Here is a 21017-nt window from a genome sequence, read left to right on the forward strand (position 1 = left end):
GAGTGCCGCGACAAAGGTTTCTGTCGGCAGGCGCTGGCGCAACCTGCCTCAGCACGACGACGATTCAGCCTGATGACGCGGCTTGATTCGCAGGTTCACCAAAATGCTCGCGCATGTGGGATTCAATTTCTTCCAGTGATTTCCCCCGGGTTTCCGGTAACATCACGGCAATAAACACCAGGGAAGCCACATTGATTGCGGCAAAGATAAAGAACGCCTTATTACCCACCAGCGACAGCAAAGGCGGAAACGCCAGCGCCACCACGGCGTTGCATATCCACTGAAACGCTACCGCTGAACCGGTTAATACCCCGCGAACTTTCATCGGAAACAACTCCGACATCAGCAGCCAGTAAACCGGGGAAATGCACATCTGCATAAAGAACAGGAACACCAGAATACACGCCAGCGCCAGCAGGCTTTGCGTCAGGCTTTGTGGCATGAGAACCAGCACCGCGCCCAGCGCCAGCTGCATCGCAATCACCACCGCCAGCCCGGTCATCAGCATCGGGCGCCGGCCGAAATGGCTGATGGCTTTAATGCCGGCAAAGGTGGCCAGTACCGATACCACCCCGTTGCCGATGGTGGCCGCAATCGAAGCACTGGTGCCCAGCCCGGTACTTTTCAGAATGACCGGCGTGTAATACATGAAGGCGTTGACGCCGGTAAACTGCGCGACAATGCCCATGCCACAGCCCAGCAGCAGCAGACGCACAATCCATTTCTCTTTTAACAGTTCGCGCGCAGGTGGCCCCTGACGGGCTTCGCGGGCATTCTGCCGCATCTCTGCCATCTCTTTTTTAATCTCGCGCGGATTTTCCCGCAGTTTGCGCAGGATACGCAGCGCCTCATTAAAGCGCCCTTCCGCCACCATCCAGTGCGGTGAGGCCGGGACAAAAAAGGTGCCAATAAACAGCAGAATGCCGGGGATCATCGCCAGCGACAGCATATAGCGCCACATGCCCGGATCGTGCAGTAACAAACTCATGGCGGCGCTGACGACATAAGCCAGCAGTTGCCCTGACACAATCATCAGTTCGTTGCGGCTGACCAGCGGTGCCCGGCGCTTTGGACCGGCAATTTCAGCGATAAAGACCGGAACCGTTGACGATCCGCCGCCCACCGCGAAACCCAGAATAAAGCGCATCACCACCATGATTTCCAGATTTGGCGCAACCGTGGTGCCTAACGCCCCGGCAATGAACAACAGGGCAAGGCTGCGTAACGTGATACGGCGACCAAAGCGGTCCGAGACATAACCGCTGATGAACGCGCCGAGCGCGGAGCCAAAGGTGAGCGCAGAGGTCACCAGCCCTTCGGTAAATGGCGTGAGATCGAGACCGCCCTGCGCGGCGGGCAGCGTCATGTAGGGCAGTGCGCCGGAAATAATGCCGGTGTCGTAGCCAAACGCCAGCGCGCCCATCGTGGCGACTAACACCACAAAAAACAGGCGCTGCTGAACAGTAAATGTCAGGCTGCCGCTATCATCGGATTGAGACTGCGAAGGATTTTGCTTGCTATCGTCCATGGGTGATTCAAGACCTGGTCAATGACGGGATAAAAAGGAGGTTTGAGTATAGTCAGAAACGAGAAAGTGTGAGGCCGGTCACGATTTTTACCGGATGGCGACTGATTAAAATTCCGCACCGCCCTGACTGCACAGCGCATGTTTGCGCCGCAGCCGCGCGCTCGCACTGCGCTCAAATCCTGGCTGGCCTGCTGCAATCCCGCCCCCGACAGGGGGAAAATTTTCTGCTAAGGTACGCTGGCTGGTTAATGAGAAACACGCTAAGGCGTAACGCAGAAAGGCAGGTCCGGCGACAGGTTGCTGAATTAACGTTCAGGACAACGGTGTCTTTTAAGGTTGAACGTGAAAAAAGAAACGGTTAAGAAAAATATCATTCTCGCGGCGCTGCAGCTGTTTCGGGAGCGCGGCTTCAACAATGTTTCAACCCGCGATCTGACCAATACGCTGGGCATATCCCGCAGCCACATCTACCACTATTTCAAAAACTGGGATGCGCTGAGGCTGGACTCGATTGCTTTCATGCTGGATGAGGACGTTGCCGCTTTCTCTGTAGAGAGTGAAAAGAGGGATGATTCACAGCATGACGCCTTTTTTCGTGCGCTGGTGGATTATCTCCTGCCAGACGGGCCGGCTTCTCACTGGTTGATCTACCTCGAGTTGTGGCCGCTGGCGGCAAGGGATACGCAATTTGAGCTGCTGCTGCTCTCCAGCACGCAGACTTGGACGGCGATCATCCGTCAGGGCTTATCAGGCCAGGCATTTAGCCACCTCAGCGAAGCAGGTAAAGACGAGGTGGCGCGTAATCTTCACGCCCTGATTGACGGTTACTCAAGCGCGCTTATTCTTAACTACTCTGCGGATAAGCGGACACATTTTTTTCTTGAGATAATGGCCGCCTTGCAGAAACTTTGTCGCTAGCGGGGATTTTTCCACATAGCCGCTTACCTCCCGGGCTTTAAATCATTAATCAGTCTGGCCATCTTGCTGCCGGCTGAGGTGTAGGCCGGATTGTTTTTCTCCGGCGCCATCCAGCTTTCATCCGCTTCCGGATGCGGTCCGCTCAGGAGCACCGTGCCTTTACCGTAAGTATATTTCGCCAGCGCGATATCACCGTTGGCATAGCGCGCCAGAGCGACGAAGCCGTGCGCGTCTTCGGCATTCAGGTAAGGACCATCCTGATAATAAAATTTTTCGGTTTTCCCCTGCCAGACAACATCGACAACGTAATTGCCTTCGTCGGGTATGTTAGTCCCCTTGCGCATGACTTCAGAGTCCAGCGATGAGGGGATCAGCCCCAGCCAGTTTTCATCGGCCAGATACGCGCCCATGCACAATCCGAGAAAGCTTTTTCCATTGCGGACAAATTTGCGTATGGCCTCAGCCCCTTCGTCGCCCAGCGCAGCAAAGGCGCCGGGGATGTCCTGCCCTCCTCCGGGCTGGATGTACACATCAAAACTGGCGAGGTTATCCTCCGTGACCTTTATTTTTTCCTGCTCTCCGACATAAGCGATGTCCAGCGGCAGACCGCTCTGTTCCAGCGCTTTACGGACCATTTCGGAGCAGCCCGGACAGCCGGCACCGCCGCGATAGATAGCGACATGGGTGACGGCAGCACTGGCCATATTCGCGGTGGCTAACCCGCCGGCAAGCAGAATGGCAGCATACGTCAGAAGGTTCTTCATCAAATAACGCCAGAAACGGGAGGAGGCTCTCAGTAACATTGTTTTCACCATCAGCGGCAGGACCAGGCTCAAAATTAGAGCGACCGCTCAATTTAGGGCCAGCACGAAGAGGCTGTCAACAGCCTGACAGCGCGAAAAATACAAACCCCTGTTTTAATTACTCTTTCACATAATCCCTTCAACGGCTGCCGCGATTGTGCAGGTTGCAGAAGGAGTGTCTGAAGCTGATCGGCCGGGAATTATTCGATAAAACCGCTGGCTGACTGCCGTAACCGCCCGGTGATGGCGATCAGCCCTTCGATGTCTTCCGGCGTCAGCAAATCGAGGAAATTTCGCCGCACGCCCGCGGCATGTATCGGCCGCGCTGTAGCAAGCAGCTGGCTCCCTGCCTCTGTCATGCGGACTGAAATCCCTGCGCGAGTCGTGCGGCTGCGCTGTACCAGATCCCGGGCGGCCATACGTGAAAGCTGGTGCGATAGCCGCGACTTGTCCCATTCAAGGTATTCCAGCAGCTCTCGCTGCAGCAGTACGCCCTGCGGACTGCGGTTGATTTCCATCAGGATCATGAAATCCGGACCGGACAACCCGGTCGCCTCATTGATCTCTCTGACAATGCGTCCGGTGATGATTTCAGCAAGCCGGCGATATCCGCGCCATGCCTGCCACTCTGCGTCTGAAATCTCTGTGCTGCCCATTATTTATCCCGTCGCGTAGTTGATATGTCAACTTTGTGATTATACAGTATCCACTTTCACATTGGGGAAGAAAAGACATGTCGGACAAACTGACTATCGCTATTGTGGGCGGCGGCCCGGCAGGCCTCACGGCGGCCGTGATTCTTCAGCGCCACGGTTTTAACGTAACGGTGTTTGAGGATGAGCCGGCGGATGCTGCGCGGAGTCAGGGCGGCTCGCTTGATTTGCATGCTGACAGCGGCCAGGCGGCACTGCACAGAGCGGGCCTGCTGGAGCAGTTCATCAGTATCGCCAGGCATGAGGATCAGGAAAGCCGGATGCTGAATTACCTTACCGGAGACATTGAGGTCGACAGATTCACGCCGGAAGGTGAAATGGATAAACCGGAGATCGATCGCGGTGAGTTGAAAAACCTGCTGCTGAGCGCCCTGTTACCGCAGACCCTGCAGTGGGATCACAAACTGCATTACGTTGACTATGGCCGGCAAAAAGCGCACGGGCTGGTATTCAGAAACGGCAGGCGCTACGAAGCCGATATTGTGATTGGTGCAGACGGTGCCTGGTCGCGGGTCCGCAGTTACCTGACGCCGGTACGTCCGGTTTATACCGGCATTACCTTTTTCGAAGGCTGGATAGATCACCCATCCGACCAAATCAACAGCATTGCCGGCAACGGGACCGCTTTCAGCTTTGGCGGTGCGCAGGCGCTGGTCACGCAACGCAACGGCGGCGGGAGGATTTGCGTCTATGCGGCGATGAAGCGCGCCCCTGATGTCATCGATCAACACATAGCCTCCTCCGGCCTCACCGGCTGGGTGCGCGACAGCTACCGCGACTGGGCCGCTTCCCTGCGATCGGTGGTGAACGCCACCGGTGACTATGTCAGACGCCCGATTTACAGCCTGCCCGCCGATTTTGGCTGGGCACCGCGTCCGGGCATCACCCTGATTGGCGATGCCGCTCACCTGATGCCGCCGGTTGGCGTAGGGGTCAACCTGGCGATGCTTGATGCCTCAGACCTGGCTCTGGCACTGTGCGAGTCCTCGCACCCGCAGAACGGACTGCGCTCTGCGGAAACCCTGATTATGGAACGCGCACGCGACATGATGCCTGATGCAATAGCGGGGTTTCAGAACTGGTTCGATGAGAAAGCCTGACACCACTTTTACGTGACCAGCCACCCGCGGTTTACTGTTGCTTTTGTTCCGCCTCTTTCTGTTTTTTGGCGGCCATGTGGTGGCCCACCGCGCAGCCAGCTGCCGCACCGGCAACGCCATGATGAACCAGATGGCCTGCCACGCCGCCAGCGACGGCGCCTTTCAGACACCCTTTTGCCTCTGCCTGGGCGCTAACGACTAAAAGAAGGCCTGCCGCTGCCAGGGCCGCAATCCACTGTTTTTTCATTGCCGTAAATCTCCATAAAGATACGTGTTATGTCGGTGATGCTGAGCATAGCCTGGCCGGGCTGACGGCGTGATATACAGGAGTTAAACGGCGAACTTTGTTACCTATGGTTACGCTTATGCAGCAACGGTCTGATCAGGACAAAGCCAGTCAGGGTGCAAAACGCACCGGTATCTTTTCTTTCAGATACGCAGGCCGCATGGGAAAGGTGTTGGCATCTATCGCCTGCTTTACCGCATCGATAGCGACGGCGCACAGATCAGCATCTCCGCCCTGCGCAGTGACGTTTGTCGGTGGCTGACCTAAGGGTTGCGTAATGACCAAATCACAGGTCTTACCGTGATATAAATTCGCGTCAAAAAACCGATACTGTATTGCGGTAACGGCCTGACAAAGCCACAGATGCGTATCTTTATTTGCTATTTGCGAGTAGGTTTGCGATTCGCACTCGCTTCTTATCTCGGAAGCGGTTGGAAACCTGAATGACTGCCTTGCTGTTTGTTTAGTATGGGACTGGCAGCCGACTAATAACATGACGGCGATAAGTGAGAGTGTTTTTTTCATCATGGCATCCATGCAAATCATTTATGCATTTATAGCATCCCGGACAGATTGCGGAAACCGTGCCTGCTATCGGGTTGCTTTCGCATTGGCAGCGAATACTCACCCCAGCAACCGACCGCATTCCAGATGTGAGAATAAACAGCGTAACGTCTCATGCCAATTCGCAGACCCCATCAAAGGTTGCGAAATAAGGCCAGCGTGTTTTGGCCAGCCTGACATGCAGGGATAGGTTTCTGTTGAAAGGTCGGGACGGCTGCAGAATAAATTCAGCAAAGATCTTTCCGCCCCACCCGACTCAATCCCCAATATGCACGTGATTTACTGAGCGTCCTTAGTCTGATTTCTACTCAGGAACGCTGAGCCCTTTTACGTCAGACACGAAATGTGTCCACCATCCCCCGCAGAGCGTGCGCCTGCTCAGAGAGAGACTGAGACGCCGAAGAGGACTCTTCAACCAGCGCAGCGTTATTCTGCGTGACACCATCCATCTGACTTACCGCAATGCTAACCTGAGAAATGCCCTGCATCTGTTCTGAAGAAGCCAGTGAAATATTATCCATGGCCTCTGCCAGTTCGCCCACCATGCTGACAATCTTCAATATGCTCTGCCCTGTACCTGCTGCCACCTCAACACCGCTTTCGACCTGCTCAACGGCCTGTTCAATCAGCTGTTTGATGTCGCGAGCAGCATTTGCACTGCGCTGTGCAAGCGTTCTGACTTCACCGGCAACCACGGCAAAACCGCGTCCTTCTTCACCTGCCCGGGCGGCCTCCACCGCTGCGTTGAGCGCCAGAATGTTGGTCTGGAAGGCAATGCTTTCGATCACGGAGGTGATGTCCCGTACCTTTGTCGCGCTCAATGAGATCTCATTCATGGTTTCAGACATACGCTGTACGTCGGCCTCACCTGCGCGTGCCAGCATTGCCGCATCCCGGGCAGACCCAGCGGTCTGCTGCGCGCCGGCCGTATTACTTTTCACGGTGGCGGTAAGCTGCTCCATACTGGCCGCAGTTTCCTGCAGTGCTGCAGCCTGCTCCTCAGTGCGGGATGACAATTCTGTATTGCCCTGTGATATCTCATCCGCCGCCAGCGCCACTGAAGCAGCAGAGTCTTTTATCTTTGACACCAGACCACGCAGGTTTGCCTGCATGCCATCCAGAGAAGCCATCAGGCTGGTACTGTCATTGTTTCGCAGCGTTACAGGCGTCGTCAAATCGCCAGAAGCAATGGTTGCCGCAAGAGTCTGCGCCTGTACAGGCTCGCCGCCCAACTGACGCATCAGTACGCGAATGGTCATAACGCACGTTCCCACTGCCAGCAGTGCTGATGCGGCCGCGAGCAACATCAGGATCAGCGATGCCCGGCGTGTCGCCTGACTGTTAGTTTCAACAGCAGACTGCGTGTTTTTCATCTGAACCAGCGTCATGTCATTAAGCGCTTTGAGCAAGGTACTCTGCACCGGGCGCGTGACGTTCAGCAGATAGGCAGTGGCTTCCTCAGCACGATTTTCAAGCCCGAGCTGGCCAGCCTGCTTCAGCGACGAAAGTGCAGGCTCTTCAGCTTCAGTAATGCGGCTCATGACTTCCCGCCCCTGCGGTGTTGAATCCTCCTGCATCACCTCAGCCAGAGCCTTACGGCTGGCTATATACTGCGCTTCTTGTTTTTGTACGCGCTCCCATTCAGGCTTCATTGCCTCAATATCCGTTAAGAGCGCCAGGTTACGAACCGCAATGCCCATATCCCTGATGCTGCCACGCATATCCAGCACCAGCTGATACTTTTTCATTTTGACGTTAACCGCATCGTCCATACCTTTGCTCGCATTACTCAGGGCGTTGAGCGCAATGCCGGTACAGATAATAAAAAGTACAACAAGCAGGCCAAAGCCCGTTGCAAGTCGGGTGGATATTTTCATATTAATTCTCGCTGTAAGTAGATGAGAGTGTCAGATATGAATGTGTTATCGGCATTGTGTGACGCAGATTCATCACCCGGAATGGTTAATTTTAAAATTCATTTCGGACCTGTCGTTCAGATTGACGCAGCTACACATCGCTATATTAGTGACATTCTCAATATAAAATTAACCAACGAATTTTTGAGAGAAATAATTCTTGCATGCAAATAATCAATACCTAGCTCATAACCGTCCGCACCAGGAAATTTTTCACCGATATGCTACCGCTGACACCCTGTTCTTTTCCTGGCGCAATAATTCTGAATCCGCCGAGGGGAAATGGTAAAAACCATTGATTTTAATGAAAAAAATGATGATTGAATTTTCTTCGATTGACCTAAAATCGTGCCAACGTTAAACACCTGTTATCATCCAGCCGTAACGCCACGAAACCAGAACGAGAAAAATAGCCCGCAAAGTTTTTATAAAAGGTTAATTATTATTTACCATCCCCGCTTAACAGGTGACAGGTTGATATTAACGGCCGTTAGTATTTAGCAGGAATGGCCTGACGCGATCCCGAGTCAGGTGCCATAATTATTTCTAAAATATTTCCAATGAATATCGTCATCCGCGCCTGACTGACAGCGGTTCAGAAAATCTGTCTGGCAGGAAACATCGCATCTATCCTGAATGGTCAGGTTAACTTATATAATTCCTGTCTAAAAAGGCATTGCGCGTTGACTGTCAACGAGAATAATTCATCAGGGTGCTTATGCCCCAGTGAGCTGGCGTTTCGCCTTGTCATGTCGTGCTCTGGCATCAGCACAGAGATAGGCGGATGGGAGAGCATCGAAATGGTTCAGCGGTATGCTCACCTGGCACCGAATCATCTGACAGAGCATGCGAGGCAAATTGACGCGATTTTTGGCAGTCGTGTCCCAAATCAGTCCCACGGGAAATTTTGAAGGCTGAAGGAGGTTGTTAAGTGATTGATTTTGTTTGGCACGCCCTACAGGATTCGAACCTGTGACCTACGGCTTAGAAGGCCGGTGCTCTATCCAGCTGAGCTAAGGGCGCATAGAAGATGCGTCGGATTATACGTCGGCACGCTGGCGCGTCAACGTTTTTGCCGCCAACGGACGGCAGAGTGTCGAGGGAATGAACAATTCGCCTTAATGACGCTGACGCCACTCACTCAGCGAGACCAGATTACTCACCTCCGCGGATTCCCCTTCCAGTTCAATCCCCTGCGGCGTAAAGCGCGCATTATACTGCTCGCGTAACGCATTCAGCTCCTGGCTGTCCGGCTCCAGCTGGCGCAGGAACCCCAGCGCCAGCAACAGCTGCTGCCGTGAAATCAGGGCGGAGAACCCCGCCTTCGTCAGAATGTGATGCCAGCGCTGTGCGTTCTCATCGCTGCCATCGACAATCAGCACCTGCCAGATCAGCAGCACTGCCGCGCCATTATTGAGGTGCACTTCGTTGTCGCCGCGAATGTAATCGGTGAACTCGTTTGCCGCCTCTTTGCCCATCTGCGCAAGCAGCGATTCAACATGCACCGGCGGCAGCTGCAGCCGCTTGCTGAGCGCCTGCGCGGCGTGGCGCGAACCGGCGGTCAGCAGCTGAAATCCCACAACAAACACTATCGCCAGCGTGGCGAGCATCAACCAAATCATCACGTGTTCCACATCATTGCCTGGCGGGCATAATACGCGCTAAGCCTGGTGCGCGCCACGGCGAAAAATCGGGAAACCGGTCGCGTAAACGAATCTGTGACTGACAGCCGCACGCGCTTCTGACAGAATAGGCGCCATCCCCGATTTAACTCTCTACAGATGGATTTCCTCTCTGATGGCAGCAAAAATTATTGACGGTAAAACGATTGCGCAGCAGGTGCGCCTTGAGGTTGCCGAAAAAGTGCAGCAGCGTCTCGCAGCCGGTAAACGCGCCCCTGGCCTGGCCGTGGTGCTGGTCGGTGAAAACCCGGCGTCGCAAATCTATGTCGCCAACAAACGCCGCGCCTGCGAAGAGGTCGGTTTTGTGTCGCGTGCTTATAACCTGCCTGCCAGCACCAGCGAAGCTGAACTGCTGGAGGTGATCGATCAGCTGAACAATGACGACGCTATCGACGGCATTCTGGTGCAGCTGCCGCTGCCGGCCGGGATCGACAACGTCAAAGTGCTGGAGCGCATCACGCCGGATAAAGACGTTGATGGCTTCCATCCTTATAACGTCGGTCGTTTGTGCCAGCGCGCCCCTAAGCTGCGTCCGTGTACGCCACGCGGCATCGTGACGCTGCTGGAGCGCTATAACATCGATACTTACGGCCTGAACGCCGTGGTGGTTGGCGCATCAAATATCGTCGGTCGCCCGATGAGCATGGAACTGCTGCTGGCCGGCTGCACCACCACTGTCACTCACCGTTTTACCAAAGATCTGCGCCATCACGTTGAGCATGCCGACCTGCTGGTAGTCGCGGTCGGTAAGCCGGGCTTTATCCCGGGCGACTGGATTAAACCAGGTGCGATTGTGATTGATGTCGGCATTAACCGGCTGGAAAGCGGCAAAGTGGTCGGCGATGTGGATTTTGCGTCAGCCTCTGAGCGCGCGGCTTACATCACTCCCGTACCGGGTGGCGTTGGCCCGATGACGGTCGCCACGCTGATTGAGAACACGCTGCTGGCGTGCGAGCAATATCATGACGTGGAGCAGGCATAATGGCGAATTTTTCACTGGGTAAACATGCGCACGTTGATTTGTGCGATCTGCTGAAGCTGGAAGGCTGGGTGGAGAGCGGCGCGCAGGCCAAAGCGGTGATCGACGAAGGCGAAGTGCGTGTCGATGGTGCCATCGAGACGCGTAAGCGCTGCAAGATTTTTCCCGGTCAGACGGTTGAGTTTGCCGGTCAGCGCGTAACGGTTGTGGCCTGATTAGCCAGGTGCGCATGAATGCGCACCCTACACCCGTTGATCGCTGGTGATAAAATGGGCGAACCGCAGTTCGCCCTTTTTGTTATTTACGGCGCCAGCTTGACCCCTGCGGGCCATCTTCCACGATAACGCCCAGCTCATTCAGCTTGTCACGTGCGATGTCCGCCTGCGCCCAGTCTTTCGCGGCACGCGCATCGGCGCGGGTTTTCACCCAGTGTTCAATCTCCGCCACTTCATCGGCATTGACCTGTGCGCCACTCTGCAGGAACTGCTCCGGATCCTGCTGCAGAATGCCCAGCACATCGGCCAGCTGGCGCAGTTTCGCGGCCAGCGCATCGGCGGCGGCTTTATCTTCACCCTTCAGGCGATTGACTTCACGCGCCATATCGAAGAGCACCGAGTAAGCTTCCGGCGTGTTGAAATCATCGTCCATGGCGCTACGGAAGCGGGCTTCAAACGCCTCACCGCCAGCCGGCGTCGCGCTGGCATCGGTATGGCGCAGCGCGGTGTAAAGGCGCTCCAGCGCCGCGCGTGCCTGATTCAGGTTATCTTCGCCATAGTTAAGCTGGCTGCGATAGTGGCCGGACATCAGGAAGTAGCGCACGGTTTCCGCATCGTAGTGCTGCAGCACATCGCGCACGGTAAAGAAGTTGCCGAGCGATTTCGACATCTTTTCCCGGTCAACCATCACCATGCCGGAGTGCATCCAGTAGTTCACATACGGGCCATCATGTGCACAGGTCGACTGCGCCACTTCGTTCTCATGGTGCGGGAACATCAGGTCTGAACCGCCACCGTGGATGTCGAAATGGGTGCCAAGCTGTTTGCAGTTCATCGCCGAGCACTCAATGTGCCAGCCCGGGCGGCCGTTGCCCCACGGTGAGTTCCACGCCGGCTCATCAGCCTTGGACATTTTCCACAGCACAAAGTCCATCGGGTTGCGCTTCACTTCCGCCACTTCCACGCGCGCGCCGGCCTGCAGCTGTTCGAGATCCTGACGCGACAGCGCGCCGTAATCTTTATCGCTCAGCACATCAAACATCACGTCGCCGTTATCCGCCACGTAGGCATGGCCGCGATCGATCAGCTTGCCGACCAGTTCGGTGATCTCCGCGATGTGGCGCGTGGCGCGCGGCTCCAGATCCGGCGGCAGAATACCCAGCGCGGCAAAATCTTTGTGCATTTCGGCGATCATCCGGTTGGTCAGCGTTTCGATGCTTTCCCGGTTTTCGTTGGCACGTTTAATGATCTTGTCATCGATATCAGTGATATTACGCACATATTTCAGCTTATAGCCCACGTAACGCAGGTAACGCGCGACCACGTCAAATGCCACAAAGGTACGCCCATGGCCGATATGACAGAGGTCGTAAACCGTGATTCCACACACGTACATACCGATTTCACCGGCATGAATGGGTTTAAATTCCTCTTTCTGGCGACTCAGGGTGTTATAGATCTTTAGCATTGAACGATTCCGTTGTTTACGTGTGCGGGATACGCCTTCTTGATGTAGCCGGTTATTGTGCCGTATTTTTCCGACTTGTGCATCGCTCGCTTCGCAACTGCCGTTGCCTTACTGACGCGTTATTGGAAATTGTGATATAAGAGGCGTCTACAAAAATGCCCCGCCGCCTTGCCGGTGCGGCAGTTGATACTGACGACAACCTCCACAGGACGAATATAATGGTCACTTTCCAGACGAACCATGGCGATATCGTAATCAAAACCTTCGATGACAAAGCGCCGGCTACCGTACAGAACTTCCTGGACTACTGCCGTGAAGGTTTCTACGACAACACCATTTTTCACCGCGTGATCAACGGTTTCATGATTCAGGGCGGCGGTTTCGAGCCTGGCATGAAGCAGAAAGCCACCAAAGCAGACATCCGCAACGAAGCCAACAACGGCCTGAAAAATACCAAAGGCACGCTGGCGATGGCGCGTACCCAGGCACCTCACTCGGCTACCGCACAGTTCTTCATCAACGTTGCCGATAACGATTTCCTGAACTTCCGTGACGAAAGCCTGCAGGGCTGGGGTTACTGCGTGTTTGCCGAAGTGGTTGAAGGCATGGACGTGGTCGAAAAAATCAAAGCAGTGAAAACCGGCCGCAGCGGCATGCACCAGGACGTGCCGGTTGATGACGTGATCATCCAGAAAGTGACCGTCAGCGAGTAATGTCGCGCACGCTGTTTATCGCAGATTTACATCTGTGTCAGGAAGAACCGGCAATCACTGCCGGTTTTCTGCATTTTTTGCAGCGGGAAGCGCAGCAGTGTGATGCGCTTTACATCCTTGGCGATCTGTTTGAAGCCTGGATTGGCGATGACGATCCTAATCCGCTGCATCAGCAGATCGCCGACGCCCTGCGTGCCCTGCCGGTACCCAAATTCTTCATTCACGGCAATCGCGACTTCCTGTTAGGTCAACAGTTCGCCCGCGCCAGCGGTATGACGCTGCTGCCCGAAGAGCAGGTGCTGGAGCGCTATGGTCAGCGCGTGCTGATGATGCACGGCGACACGCTATGTACTGACGATCACGGTTATCAGCGTTTTCGTGCCAAAGTGCATCAGCGCTGGCTGCAGCGGCTGTTTCTCGCGCTGCCGTTACGTCTGCGCATGCGCATTGCCGCGCGGATGCGGGCCGACAGCAAGCAGGCCAACCAGCACAAGTCACTGAGCATCATGGACGTCAACCCGCAGGCGGTAGCCGCGGCGATGACGCGCCAGCAGGTGCCGATCCTGATTCACGGCCACACCCATCGTCCGGCGATTCATCAGTTCGAGCTCGCCGGCACGCCTGCGCAACGCGCGGTGCTGGGCGCGTGGCATGAGCGCGGATCGATGATTCAGCTGGACGCACAGGGCGTGCAGTTGATCGAATTTCCTTTCTGATTGTTTGCGGCGGAAATGCCGGTTTTCCGCCCACGCAACCGTTTTCCTTGCCGCTGTCTCGTGCTATTCTCTGTGCCCTTCTTTACCTGCCCGCCCGGCCAGGTTCGTTTGATTATTCACAGGAGTTGACCGCATGTCATCCAACGCCGCCCCGGCCCGTATCGCCATCGTCATGGGTTCCAAAAGTGACTGGGCTACCATGCAGTTCGCCGAGGAAATCCTTAACAGCCTGGATGTCCCGTTCCACGTTGAAGTGGTCTCTGCGCACCGTACGCCAGATAAGCTGTTCAGCTTTGCAGAGCGCGCAGCCGACAACGGTTTTCAGGTGATCATCGCCGGTGCCGGCGGTGCGGCGCACCTGCCAGGCATGCTGGCGGCGAAAACCCTGCTGCCGGTGCTGGGCGTACCGGTACAGAGTGCAGCGCTGAGCGGCGTGGACAGCCTCTACTCCATCGTGCAGATGCCGCGCGGGATTCCGGTCGGTACGCTGGCCATCGGTAAAGCCGGTGCCGCCAACGCCGCACTGCTGGCGGCGCAGATCCTGGCGATTCACGATCGCGAGCTGGCTGCACGCCTGGCCGCCTGGCGTCAGAGCCAGACCGATGAAGTGCTGAATAATCCGGATCCGCGGGAGGACGCATGAAGCCAGTTTGCGTACTCGGCAACGGTCAGCTGGGCCGCATGCTGCGCCAGGCCGGCGAGCCGCTGGGCATCGCCGTGTATCCGGTCGGGCTGGACGCGGAGCCGTCGGCACTACCGATCGCGCAAAGCGTGATTACGGCGGAAATCGAGCGCTGGCCGGAAACCGCGCTGACGCGCGAGCTGGCTAACCATCCGGCGTTCGTCAACCGCGATATTTTTCCGCGCCTCGCCGATCGCCTGACGCAAAAGCAGCTGCTCGACCAACTCAACCTGGCAACCGCACCGTGGCAGTTGCTGGCTGATAAAAGCGAGTGGCCGGCGGTATTTAGCACGCTGGGCGAGCTGGCGATCGTCAAGCGCCGCACCGGCGGCTACGACGGCCGCGGTCAGTGGCGCCTGCGCGCCGACGAAACCGCAACGCTGCCGGATGAGTGCTACGGCGAGTGCATCGTTGAGCAGGGTATTAACTTCAGCGGTGAAGTCTCGCTGGTGGGCGCGCGCGGGCACGATGGCCGCACGGTGTTTTATCCGCTGACGCACAACCTGCATCAGGACGGCATTCTGCGCACCAGTGTTGCCTTCCCGCAGGCTGATGCCGCGCAACAGCAGCAGGCAGAAGCGATGCTGAGCGCGATCATGCATGAGCTGAAGTATGTGGGCGTGATGGCGATGGAGTGTTTCGTCACACCGCATGGCTTGCTGATCAATGAGCTGGCACCGCGCGTGCACAACAGTGGCCACTGGACACAGAATGGCGCCTCAATCAGCCAGTTTGAACTGCACCTGCGTGCGGTGCTCGGTCTGCCGCTGCCGCAGCCGGTGATGTTTGCGCCGTCGGTGATGGTCAACCTGATTGGCACCGACCTCAATACCGACTGGCTGCAGCAGCCGCTGGTGCATCTGCACTGGTACGACAAAGAAGTCCGCGCCGGACGTAAGGTCGGCCACCTGAATCTGACCGACAGCGATCCGGCACGCCTCACCGCCGCACTCAATGCGCTGGTACCGCTGCTGCCTGACGCCTATGCGAGCGGCATTGCGTGGGCCGTGGCGAAGCTGTAGTTCCGCGGTGTTCCCCTCACCCTTGCCCTCTCCCACAGGGAGAGGGGATTATATGGTGCGATTTTTCCGTTTGACGCTCACCTGAACGTTCTGAAGTGCAGAATCACTCATACGGGCTCGATCGGCTCCCTCTCCCGTGGGAGAGGGAACCATGCGCTGCGATTTTTCAGTTTGACACTCACCTTAACGTTCTGAAGTGCAGAATCACGCATACGGGCTCGATCGGCTCCCTCTCCCGTGGGAGAGGGCTGGGGTGAGGGCATCAGGCAGCATCAAACCGCCTGAACAGCGCTTTCCCCTTCAGTAAGCGGACACCCAGCCAGCCGCCGCACAGCGACAGCAATGCCGCGCCACACAGCGGCAGCGCCAGCCACAGCGTCCAGTCCGGCTGCCACGGGAAATCAAAAATCTTACGCTGAAGTCCCCACAGTGCCGCTTCCGCCCCCAGCGCCGCCGCGATTCCCGCGACCACGCCAAGCAGCGCAAACTCACACCACAGCGTACCGCGCAGCAGGCGCTGGCTGGCACCGAGCGTGCGATACACCACCAGCTCCTGCCGGCGCTGGCGCATGCCGACCTGGATCTGCGCCAGCAGCAGCAACACACCGCAAACCGTCACCAGGATCACCATGATCTCCAGCGCCTGACTCACCTGCGCCAGCACCTGTCCAATCTGCTTCAGCATGCTGCCGACATCCAGCAGGCTCAGCGTCGGGAACGCGCGGTTAAGCTGCGCCAGAAGCGCGGGATCGTTAGCCATGCGGAAGCTGGTCAGCCAGGTTTGTGGCTGCTGATCGAGCGCGCCCGGCGGGAAGATAAAGAAGAAGTTTGGCCGCAGGCTCTCCCAGTCGACCTTGCGCAGACTGGTGATCGTCGCACTGAACTGCTGCGTATCGCCGCTAAATGTCAGCCTGTCGCCGAGCCTGACGCCCAGACGATCGGCCAGCTCGACCTCCATCGAGACTTCACCGGCTTTCGGCGGCCAGCTGCCGGCCACCAGCGGATTGTGATCCGGACGCTCCGCCTGCCACGTCAGATTAAGCTCGCGATTCAGCGCGTTATCCAGGTTGGGATCGGCCGGCTTGCCGTTCAGCTCAGTGAGCCTTGCCCGCACGATCGGATAGAAGGTACCGGCGTTAACCTGATGCTGCCGCAGGAACTCGTCTACCTGCGGCACCTGCTGCTGGGTCAGATTGAGCAGAAAATAGTTGGGCGCATCCGCCGGTAATTGCTGCTGCCAGCGATCGAGCAGATCGCCGCGCAGCACCAGCAATAACGCCAGCAGCATAAAGGAGAGCGAAAATGCCGCCAGCTGGCTGAGCGTCATGGCTGGCTGACGCAGCAGACGGTTGATCGCCAGGCGCAGCGCCAGATTACGCACCACCAGTCTGCGCAGCAGCAGGAGCGTGCCCCAGCCGAGCAGCGCCAGCAGCAGTGCCAGCATCACCACGCCAGCCAGCAGCGCCCACAGCATTTTGCTGCCGCCCATCAGCAGCGCAAGGAGCGCTACCACCACCAGCGCCATCACCGGCAGATAAATACGCAGCGGCCACAGTGTGGCTACCGCATCACGACGCAGCACGCGCAGCGGCTGTGTGGCCATCAGCAGACGGTACGGACGCAACCCGACCAGCAGCGAGATCACCACCAGCGCGCCAATCGCCCACAGCCACGGCCAGACGCTGGCAGCCGGTAAAGCGGCGGGCAGCACCGGTTTAAGCATTATCAGCAGCGCGACTTCAATGCCCTGCCCCAGCGCACTGCCAGCGATGGCCGCCAGCAGCAGCACGGCCAGCCACTGACCGATAATCAGCCGCTGCAGCGATTTACGCGTGGCGCCCAGCGTTTTCAGCACCGCCACCAGATCGTAACGGCTGCGGCAGTAATGACTCATGGCGACGGCCACTGCGGCAATCGCCAGCAGCAGGGTTAACAGCGCCGAGAGCAGCAGGAACTGCTGCGCACGCTGCATTGAGCGGCCCAGCGCATCCTCGGAATTCTCCACGCTGATCCAGCGCTCGCCGGCCTGCAACTGCGGCTGAATCCAGCGATCATAGCGCGCCAGCGGTGCCGCCTCGCCGGAGAACTTATAGCGCCAGCTCAGCCGGCTACCGGGCTGGATGGCGCCGGTTTTCTCCACGTCAGCAAGGTTCATCAGCAAACGTGGCGCCGTCTGAAACGGATTAAATCCGCCGTCCGGCTCCTGAATCACTTCGCCGGCAATGCGCAGCGTGGTATCGCCCACGTCAATGCGGTCACCGACCTTAAGGTTAAGCAGCGCCAGCAGACGCGGTGCGGCCAGCACCGTTCCGGCCACCGGACGCAGGCCGGGCGGATCCGTCTGCAGGGTGCCGAACATCGGGTACGCATCATCGACCGCTTTGACATCGGCCAGCTGCGGCGTCTCCTGCGCAAAGGTCATGGTCATAAAGCTGAGCTGCCGGCTGACCGCCAGCCCCTCTTCGCGCGCTTTGTCCAGCCACGCATCCGGTGCCGGTTTACTGCTGCGCAGCGTGCGGTCGCCGGCCATAAAGTCACGGCTCTGCTGGCTCAGCCCTTTCTCCATGCGATCGCTAATGGAGCCCAGAGCCAGCACGCAGGCCACCGCCAGCGTCAGCGCCAGCCAGACAATCAGCAGCGAGGGCGAACGCCACTCGCGCCAGAACCAGCGCCAGATCATGCTTCCTCCCACAGCTTGCCGTCGCGCAGCCGCAGGCGACGATCGCAGCGTGCCGCCAGCTGCTCATCGTGCGTCACCAGAATCAGCGTGGTGGCGAAATCGCGGTTGAGCGAAAACAGCAGATCGGCGATGCGATCGCCGGTTTTGCGATCGAGGTTACCGGTCGGCTCATCGGCAAACAGCAGGCCGGGACGGCCGCTGAAGGCGCGTGCCAGCGCCACGCGCTGCTGTTCGCCGCCGGAGAGCTGGGCCGGCAGATGGTGCAGACGATCTTTCAGTCCGAGCTGCGTCAGTAATTCAGTGGCCTGCGCGCGACTGTCGCGATCGCTGTCTCCGCGCAGCAGTGCCGGAAGCTGCACGTTCTCCAGCGCGTTGAGCGTGGGCACCAGCATAAAGGACTGAAACACAAAGCCGACCTCACGCGCACGTAACGCGGCGCGCTGCTCTTCGTTCATCTGGTGCAGCGGCTGGCCCAGCAGATGCACTTCGCCGCTGCTGCCATCATCCAGTCCGGCGAGAATACCCAGCAGGGTGGATTTCCCGGATCCCGACTCGCCGATCAGCGCCAGCGTCTCGGCTGGTTTGACAACCAGCTCAACTCCGGTAAGGATGGTCAGCTGATGCTCTCCCTGACCGACGGACTTAGTAAGATGATGAACTGCAACAATGTTTTCCGCTGGCATTATTCCTTCCTGTTGTTATTGCTGCTGCTGGTGTCGCGCATCGCCGCCGCCGATACCCTGCTGATTCTCGGCGATAGCCTGAGTGCCGGCTATCGCATGTCCGCCACCGCCGCCTGGCCGAGCCTGCTCGACAAAACCTGGCAACAGCAGCCCAAAGTGGTTAACGCCAGCATCAGCGGTGATACCGCCGGTCAGGGGCTGGCGCGGTTGCCGGGCCTATTAAAACAGCATCAGCCGCAGTGGGTGTTAATCGAATTGGGCGGTAACGATGGGCTGCGCGGCTTCCCGCCGCAAAACATCGCGCAGGATCTGAGTAAAATTATCGATCAGGTCAAAGCCGCTAACGCCCAGCCGCTGCTGATGCAAATTCGTCTGCCGGCTAATTATGGCCGACGCTACACCGACGCGTTCAGCGCGCTCTATCCGCGCCTCGCGCAGCAGTATCATATTCCGCTGGTACCGTTCTTTATGGAGCAGGTTTATCTGAAGCCGGAGTGGATGCAGCAGGACGGTATTCACCCCAATCCGGATGCGCAGCCGTTCATCGCCAACCTGATGGCTGAGCAACTGGCTCCGCTAGTTAAGCATGATTAACGCCGCGACGAGCCCAATGACAGGTAAAGATATGCAAAAGTCTGTATTAATAACCGGCTGCTCCAGCGGCATCGGTCTGGTGGCGGCCAACGATCTGCTGGCGCGCGGCTATCGCGTGCTGGCCGCCTGTCGCCGCGCCGACGATGTGGCGCGCATGGATGAGCTCGGCTTCACCGGCATCCAGCTGGATCTTGACGATCCGGCCAGCGTGGATGCCGCCGCCGATCGCGTGCTGGACCTCACCGATCACTGCCTGCACGGGCTGTTCAATAACGGCGGCTTCGGCCAGTACGGTCCGCTGACCAGCGTGTCGCGTCAGCAGCTGGAGCAGCAATTCTCCACCAACTTTTTTGGCACCCACCAGCTGACGCTGCGCCTGTTGCCGGCGCTGCAAAATAGCGGCGACGGGCGGATTATCAACACCAGCTCGGTGCTCGGCCTGATTTCCACGCCGGGCCGCGGCGCTTATGCCGCCAGTAAATGGGCGCTGGAGGCGTGGAGCGATGCGCTGCGCATGGAAGTGCGCCACAGCGGCGTGCGCGTCAGCCTGATTGAGCCGGGCCCGATTACCACCCGGTTTACCGAAAACGTGCAGCAGGGCGAACGCGACAAGCCCGTGCGCAACCCCGGTATCGCCGCGCGCTTTAGCCTGCCACCGGAGGCGATTCTGCCGAAACTGCGGCATGCGCTGGAGAGTAAACATCCGCGCCTGCGCTATCCGGTGACGCTGGTCGCCTGGGCGATGAGTCTGCTCAAACGACTGCTGCCGGGCTGGATGCTGGATCGCATTTTACGCAGTAACTAAACTGCAAGCCGGAATTGAACTTGAAGCCGGGGCGTTTGCCCCCATATCCTCAACACACTTTCTGCCAAGAGACGTATTCATGTCACACGCTTTGATTATCGACATCAACGAATCCAACCTGCAGCAGACGCTGGAGCAATCAATGCAGCTGCCGGTACTGTTCTACTTCTGGTCGGAGCGCAGCCAGCACTGCCAGCAGCTGACGCCGGTGCTGGAACGTCTGGCACAGGAGTACGCCGGCCAGTTTATTCTGGCGAAGCTGGATTGCGATAAAGAGCAGCTGGTGGCATCGCAGTTTGGTCTGCGCTCTCTGCCGACCGTCTACCTGTTCCAGAACGGCCAGCCGGTCGATGGCTTCCAGGGCCCGCAGCCGGAAGAGGCAATTCGCGCGCTGCTGGAGAAAGTCCTGCCGCGTGAAGAGGAGTTAAAGGCGCAGCAGGCGATGCAGCTGATGCAGGAAGGCAAGCCGCTGGATGCGCTACCGCTGCTGAAAGACGCCTGGCAGCTGAGCAATCAGAACAGTGAAATCGGTTTTCTGCTGGCAGAAGTCCTGATCACCCTGAACCGCAGCGAAGAAGCCGAAGCGGTGCTGGCTGTGGTGCCGTTGCAGGATCAGGATACGCGCTATCAGAGCCTGATTTCGCAAATCGACCTGCTGAAACAGGCCGCCGACACGCCGGAGATCCAGCAGCTGCAGGAGCAGATGGCAAGCGAACCGGACAACGCCGGTCTGGCTGCTAAACTTGCGTTACAGCTGCATCAGGTGGGCCGCAATGAAGAAGCGCTGGAGCTGTTGTTAGGTTTTCTGAAGCGCGATCTCAGCGCCGGTGACGGCGAAGTGCGCAAAATGTTCCAGGAGATTCTGGCGGCCCTCGGCACCGGCGATGCCCTCGCCTCGCGCTATCGTCGCCAGCTCTACTCGCTGCTGTACTGACCGGTACCGCGCGGTA

Annotated in this window: 21 protein-coding genes, 1 tRNA gene and 1 pseudogene; 12 read left to right on the forward strand and 11 right to left on the reverse strand. The window is 57.8% G+C overall.

Annotation, left to right across the window (positions count from 1 at the left end; genetic code table 11):
* Window positions 1-64 precede the first annotated feature (64 nt).
* Window positions 65-1528, reverse strand: a complete 1464-nt coding sequence (locus AC6I7J_RS14175; protein WP_498005990.1) for a sugar porter family MFS transporter — start codon at window positions 1526-1528, stop codon at window positions 65-67.
* Between the two features lie 342 nt (window positions 1529-1870).
* Here AC6I7J_RS14175 and AC6I7J_RS14180 point away from each other — a divergent pair, with 342 nt between their 5' ends.
* Window positions 1871-2446 (forward strand): TetR/AcrR family transcriptional regulator, encoded by a 576-nt coding sequence (locus AC6I7J_RS14180; protein ID WP_498005992.1) that lies wholly within the window; start codon window positions 1871-1873, stop codon window positions 2444-2446.
* Window positions 2447-2469: 23 nt separating this feature from the next.
* Here the strand turns inward: AC6I7J_RS14180 and AC6I7J_RS14185 are convergent, their stop codons facing one another.
* Window positions 2470-3150 carry a BPL-N domain-containing protein gene (locus AC6I7J_RS14185; protein WP_498007235.1) on the reverse strand — a complete coding sequence of 227 codons (681 nt, stop codon included), beginning with the start codon at window positions 3148-3150 and terminating at the stop codon, window positions 2470-2472.
* A gap of 299 nt (window positions 3151-3449) precedes the next feature.
* Window positions 3450-3905 carry a MarR family winged helix-turn-helix transcriptional regulator gene (locus AC6I7J_RS14190; RefSeq protein ID WP_058769416.1) on the reverse strand — a complete coding sequence of 152 codons (456 nt, stop codon included), beginning with the start codon at window positions 3903-3905 and terminating at the stop codon, window positions 3450-3452.
* 77 nt (window positions 3906-3982) lie between these two features.
* Here AC6I7J_RS14190 and AC6I7J_RS14195 point away from each other — a divergent pair, with 77 nt between their 5' ends.
* Window positions 3983-5062, forward strand: a complete 1080-nt coding sequence (locus AC6I7J_RS14195; RefSeq protein WP_498005994.1) for an FAD-dependent oxidoreductase — start codon at window positions 3983-3985, stop codon at window positions 5060-5062.
* A gap of 31 nt (window positions 5063-5093) precedes the next feature.
* Here AC6I7J_RS14195 and AC6I7J_RS14200 read toward each other — a convergent pair whose 3' ends face one another.
* From AC6I7J_RS14200 to AC6I7J_RS14210, 3 genes are all read right to left on the reverse strand, one after another.
* Window positions 5094-5309 carry a hypothetical protein gene (locus tag AC6I7J_RS14200; RefSeq protein WP_021508621.1) on the reverse strand — a complete coding sequence of 72 codons (216 nt, stop codon included), beginning with the start codon at window positions 5307-5309 and terminating at the stop codon, window positions 5094-5096.
* 150 nt (window positions 5310-5459) lie between these two features.
* Window positions 5460-5885, reverse strand: a complete 426-nt coding sequence (locus AC6I7J_RS14205; RefSeq protein WP_498005996.1) for a cell envelope integrity TolA C-terminal domain-containing protein — start codon at window positions 5883-5885, stop codon at window positions 5460-5462.
* Window positions 5886-6244: 359 nt separating this feature from the next.
* The gene (locus AC6I7J_RS14210; RefSeq protein WP_498005998.1) at window positions 6245-7789 is read right to left on the reverse strand and encodes a methyl-accepting chemotaxis protein; all 1545 of its coding nucleotides are present in this window, start codon (window positions 7787-7789) and stop codon (window positions 6245-6247) included.
* 812 nt (window positions 7790-8601) lie between these two features.
* On the opposite strand from AC6I7J_RS14210, the pseudogene AC6I7J_RS14215 reads away from it, so the two are divergent.
* A pseudogene (locus AC6I7J_RS14215) lies at window positions 8602-8739 on the forward strand (integrase); the annotation flags it as partial.
* 35 nt (window positions 8740-8774) lie between these two features.
* Here AC6I7J_RS14215 and AC6I7J_RS14220 read toward each other — a convergent pair.
* Both AC6I7J_RS14220 and AC6I7J_RS14225 read right to left on the reverse strand, forming a co-directional pair.
* Window positions 8775-8851: transfer RNA gene (locus AC6I7J_RS14220), tRNA-Arg, on the reverse strand.
* A 95-nt stretch (window positions 8852-8946) separates the two neighbouring features.
* On the reverse strand, window positions 8947-9450 hold the full coding sequence (locus AC6I7J_RS14225; RefSeq protein WP_058769413.1) for a DUF1198 family protein: 504 nt from the start codon (window positions 9448-9450) through the stop codon (window positions 8947-8949).
* 175 nt (window positions 9451-9625) lie between these two features.
* Between AC6I7J_RS14225 and folD the strand changes: the two genes are divergently transcribed.
* Both folD and ybcJ read left to right on the forward strand, forming a co-directional pair.
* A complete protein-coding gene (gene folD / locus AC6I7J_RS14230; protein WP_211726326.1) occupies window positions 9626-10492 on the forward strand; it encodes a bifunctional methylenetetrahydrofolate dehydrogenase/methenyltetrahydrofolate cyclohydrolase FolD in 867 nt (288 codons plus the stop codon).
* Window positions 10492-10704 carry a ribosome-associated protein YbcJ gene (gene ybcJ, locus AC6I7J_RS14235; RefSeq protein WP_262256345.1) on the forward strand — a complete coding sequence of 71 codons (213 nt, stop codon included), beginning with the start codon at window positions 10492-10494 and terminating at the stop codon, window positions 10702-10704. The genes folD and ybcJ overlap by 1 nt, the downstream gene beginning before the upstream one ends.
* An 82-nt stretch (window positions 10705-10786) precedes the next feature.
* On the opposite strand, the gene cysS is transcribed toward ybcJ, so the two are convergent.
* On the reverse strand, window positions 10787-12172 hold the full coding sequence (cysS, locus tag AC6I7J_RS14240) for a cysteine--tRNA ligase (RefSeq protein ID WP_498006001.1): 1386 nt from the start codon (window positions 12170-12172) through the stop codon (window positions 10787-10789).
* A 218-nt stretch (window positions 12173-12390) separates the two neighbouring features.
* Here cysS and ppiB point away from each other — a divergent pair, with 218 nt between their 5' ends.
* From ppiB to purK, 4 genes are all read left to right on the forward strand, one after another.
* Window positions 12391-12885, forward strand: a complete 495-nt coding sequence (gene ppiB, locus AC6I7J_RS14245; protein WP_021508631.1) for a peptidylprolyl isomerase B — start codon at window positions 12391-12393, stop codon at window positions 12883-12885.
* Window positions 12885-13601, forward strand: coding sequence for a UDP-2,3-diacylglucosamine diphosphatase (locus tag AC6I7J_RS14250; RefSeq protein WP_132465629.1), 717 nt, complete (start codon window positions 12885-12887; stop codon window positions 13599-13601). Before ppiB ends, AC6I7J_RS14250 begins: the two co-directional genes overlap by 1 nt.
* A gap of 133 nt (window positions 13602-13734) precedes the next feature.
* Complete coding sequence (gene purE, locus AC6I7J_RS14255) at window positions 13735-14244, forward strand: 5-(carboxyamino)imidazole ribonucleotide mutase (protein WP_058769411.1); 510 nt, start codon at window positions 13735-13737, stop codon at window positions 14242-14244.
* The gene (gene purK, locus AC6I7J_RS14260; RefSeq protein ID WP_498006003.1) at window positions 14241-15305 is read left to right on the forward strand and encodes a 5-(carboxyamino)imidazole ribonucleotide synthase; all 1065 of its coding nucleotides are present in this window, start codon (window positions 14241-14243) and stop codon (window positions 15303-15305) included. Before purE ends, purK begins: the two co-directional genes overlap by 4 nt.
* Before the next feature lie 262 nt (window positions 15306-15567).
* Here the strand turns inward: purK and ybbP are convergent, their stop codons facing one another.
* Window positions 15568-17985, reverse strand: a complete 2418-nt coding sequence (ybbP, locus tag AC6I7J_RS14265; RefSeq protein ID WP_498006005.1) for a putative ABC transporter permease subunit YbbP — start codon at window positions 17983-17985, stop codon at window positions 15568-15570.
* Window positions 17982-18668, reverse strand: a complete 687-nt coding sequence (gene ybbA / locus AC6I7J_RS14270) for a putative ABC transporter ATP-binding protein YbbA (protein WP_021508636.1) — start codon at window positions 18666-18668, stop codon at window positions 17982-17984. The genes ybbP and ybbA overlap by 4 nt, the downstream gene beginning before the upstream one ends.
* On the opposite strand from ybbA, the gene tesA reads away from it, so the two are divergent.
* From tesA to AC6I7J_RS14285, 3 genes are all read left to right on the forward strand, one after another.
* Window positions 18636-19262, forward strand: a complete 627-nt coding sequence (gene tesA, locus AC6I7J_RS14275; RefSeq protein WP_021508637.1) for a multifunctional acyl-CoA thioesterase I/protease I/lysophospholipase L1 — start codon at window positions 18636-18638, stop codon at window positions 19260-19262. The two genes, ybbA and tesA, sit on opposite strands and share 33 nt — an antisense overlap.
* Window positions 19263-19293: 31 nt before the next feature.
* Window positions 19294-20067: an SDR family oxidoreductase gene (locus AC6I7J_RS14280; protein WP_104189081.1), complete on the forward strand. Its 774-nt coding sequence runs from the start codon at window positions 19294-19296 to the stop codon at window positions 20065-20067.
* Window positions 20068-20146: 79 nt separating this feature from the next.
* On the forward strand, window positions 20147-21001 hold the full coding sequence (locus tag AC6I7J_RS14285) for a thioredoxin family protein (RefSeq protein WP_021508639.1): 855 nt from the start codon (window positions 20147-20149) through the stop codon (window positions 20999-21001).
* Window positions 21002-21017: the final 16 nt, after the last annotated feature.

The organism is Type-C symbiont of Plautia stali, from assembly GCF_059730935.1.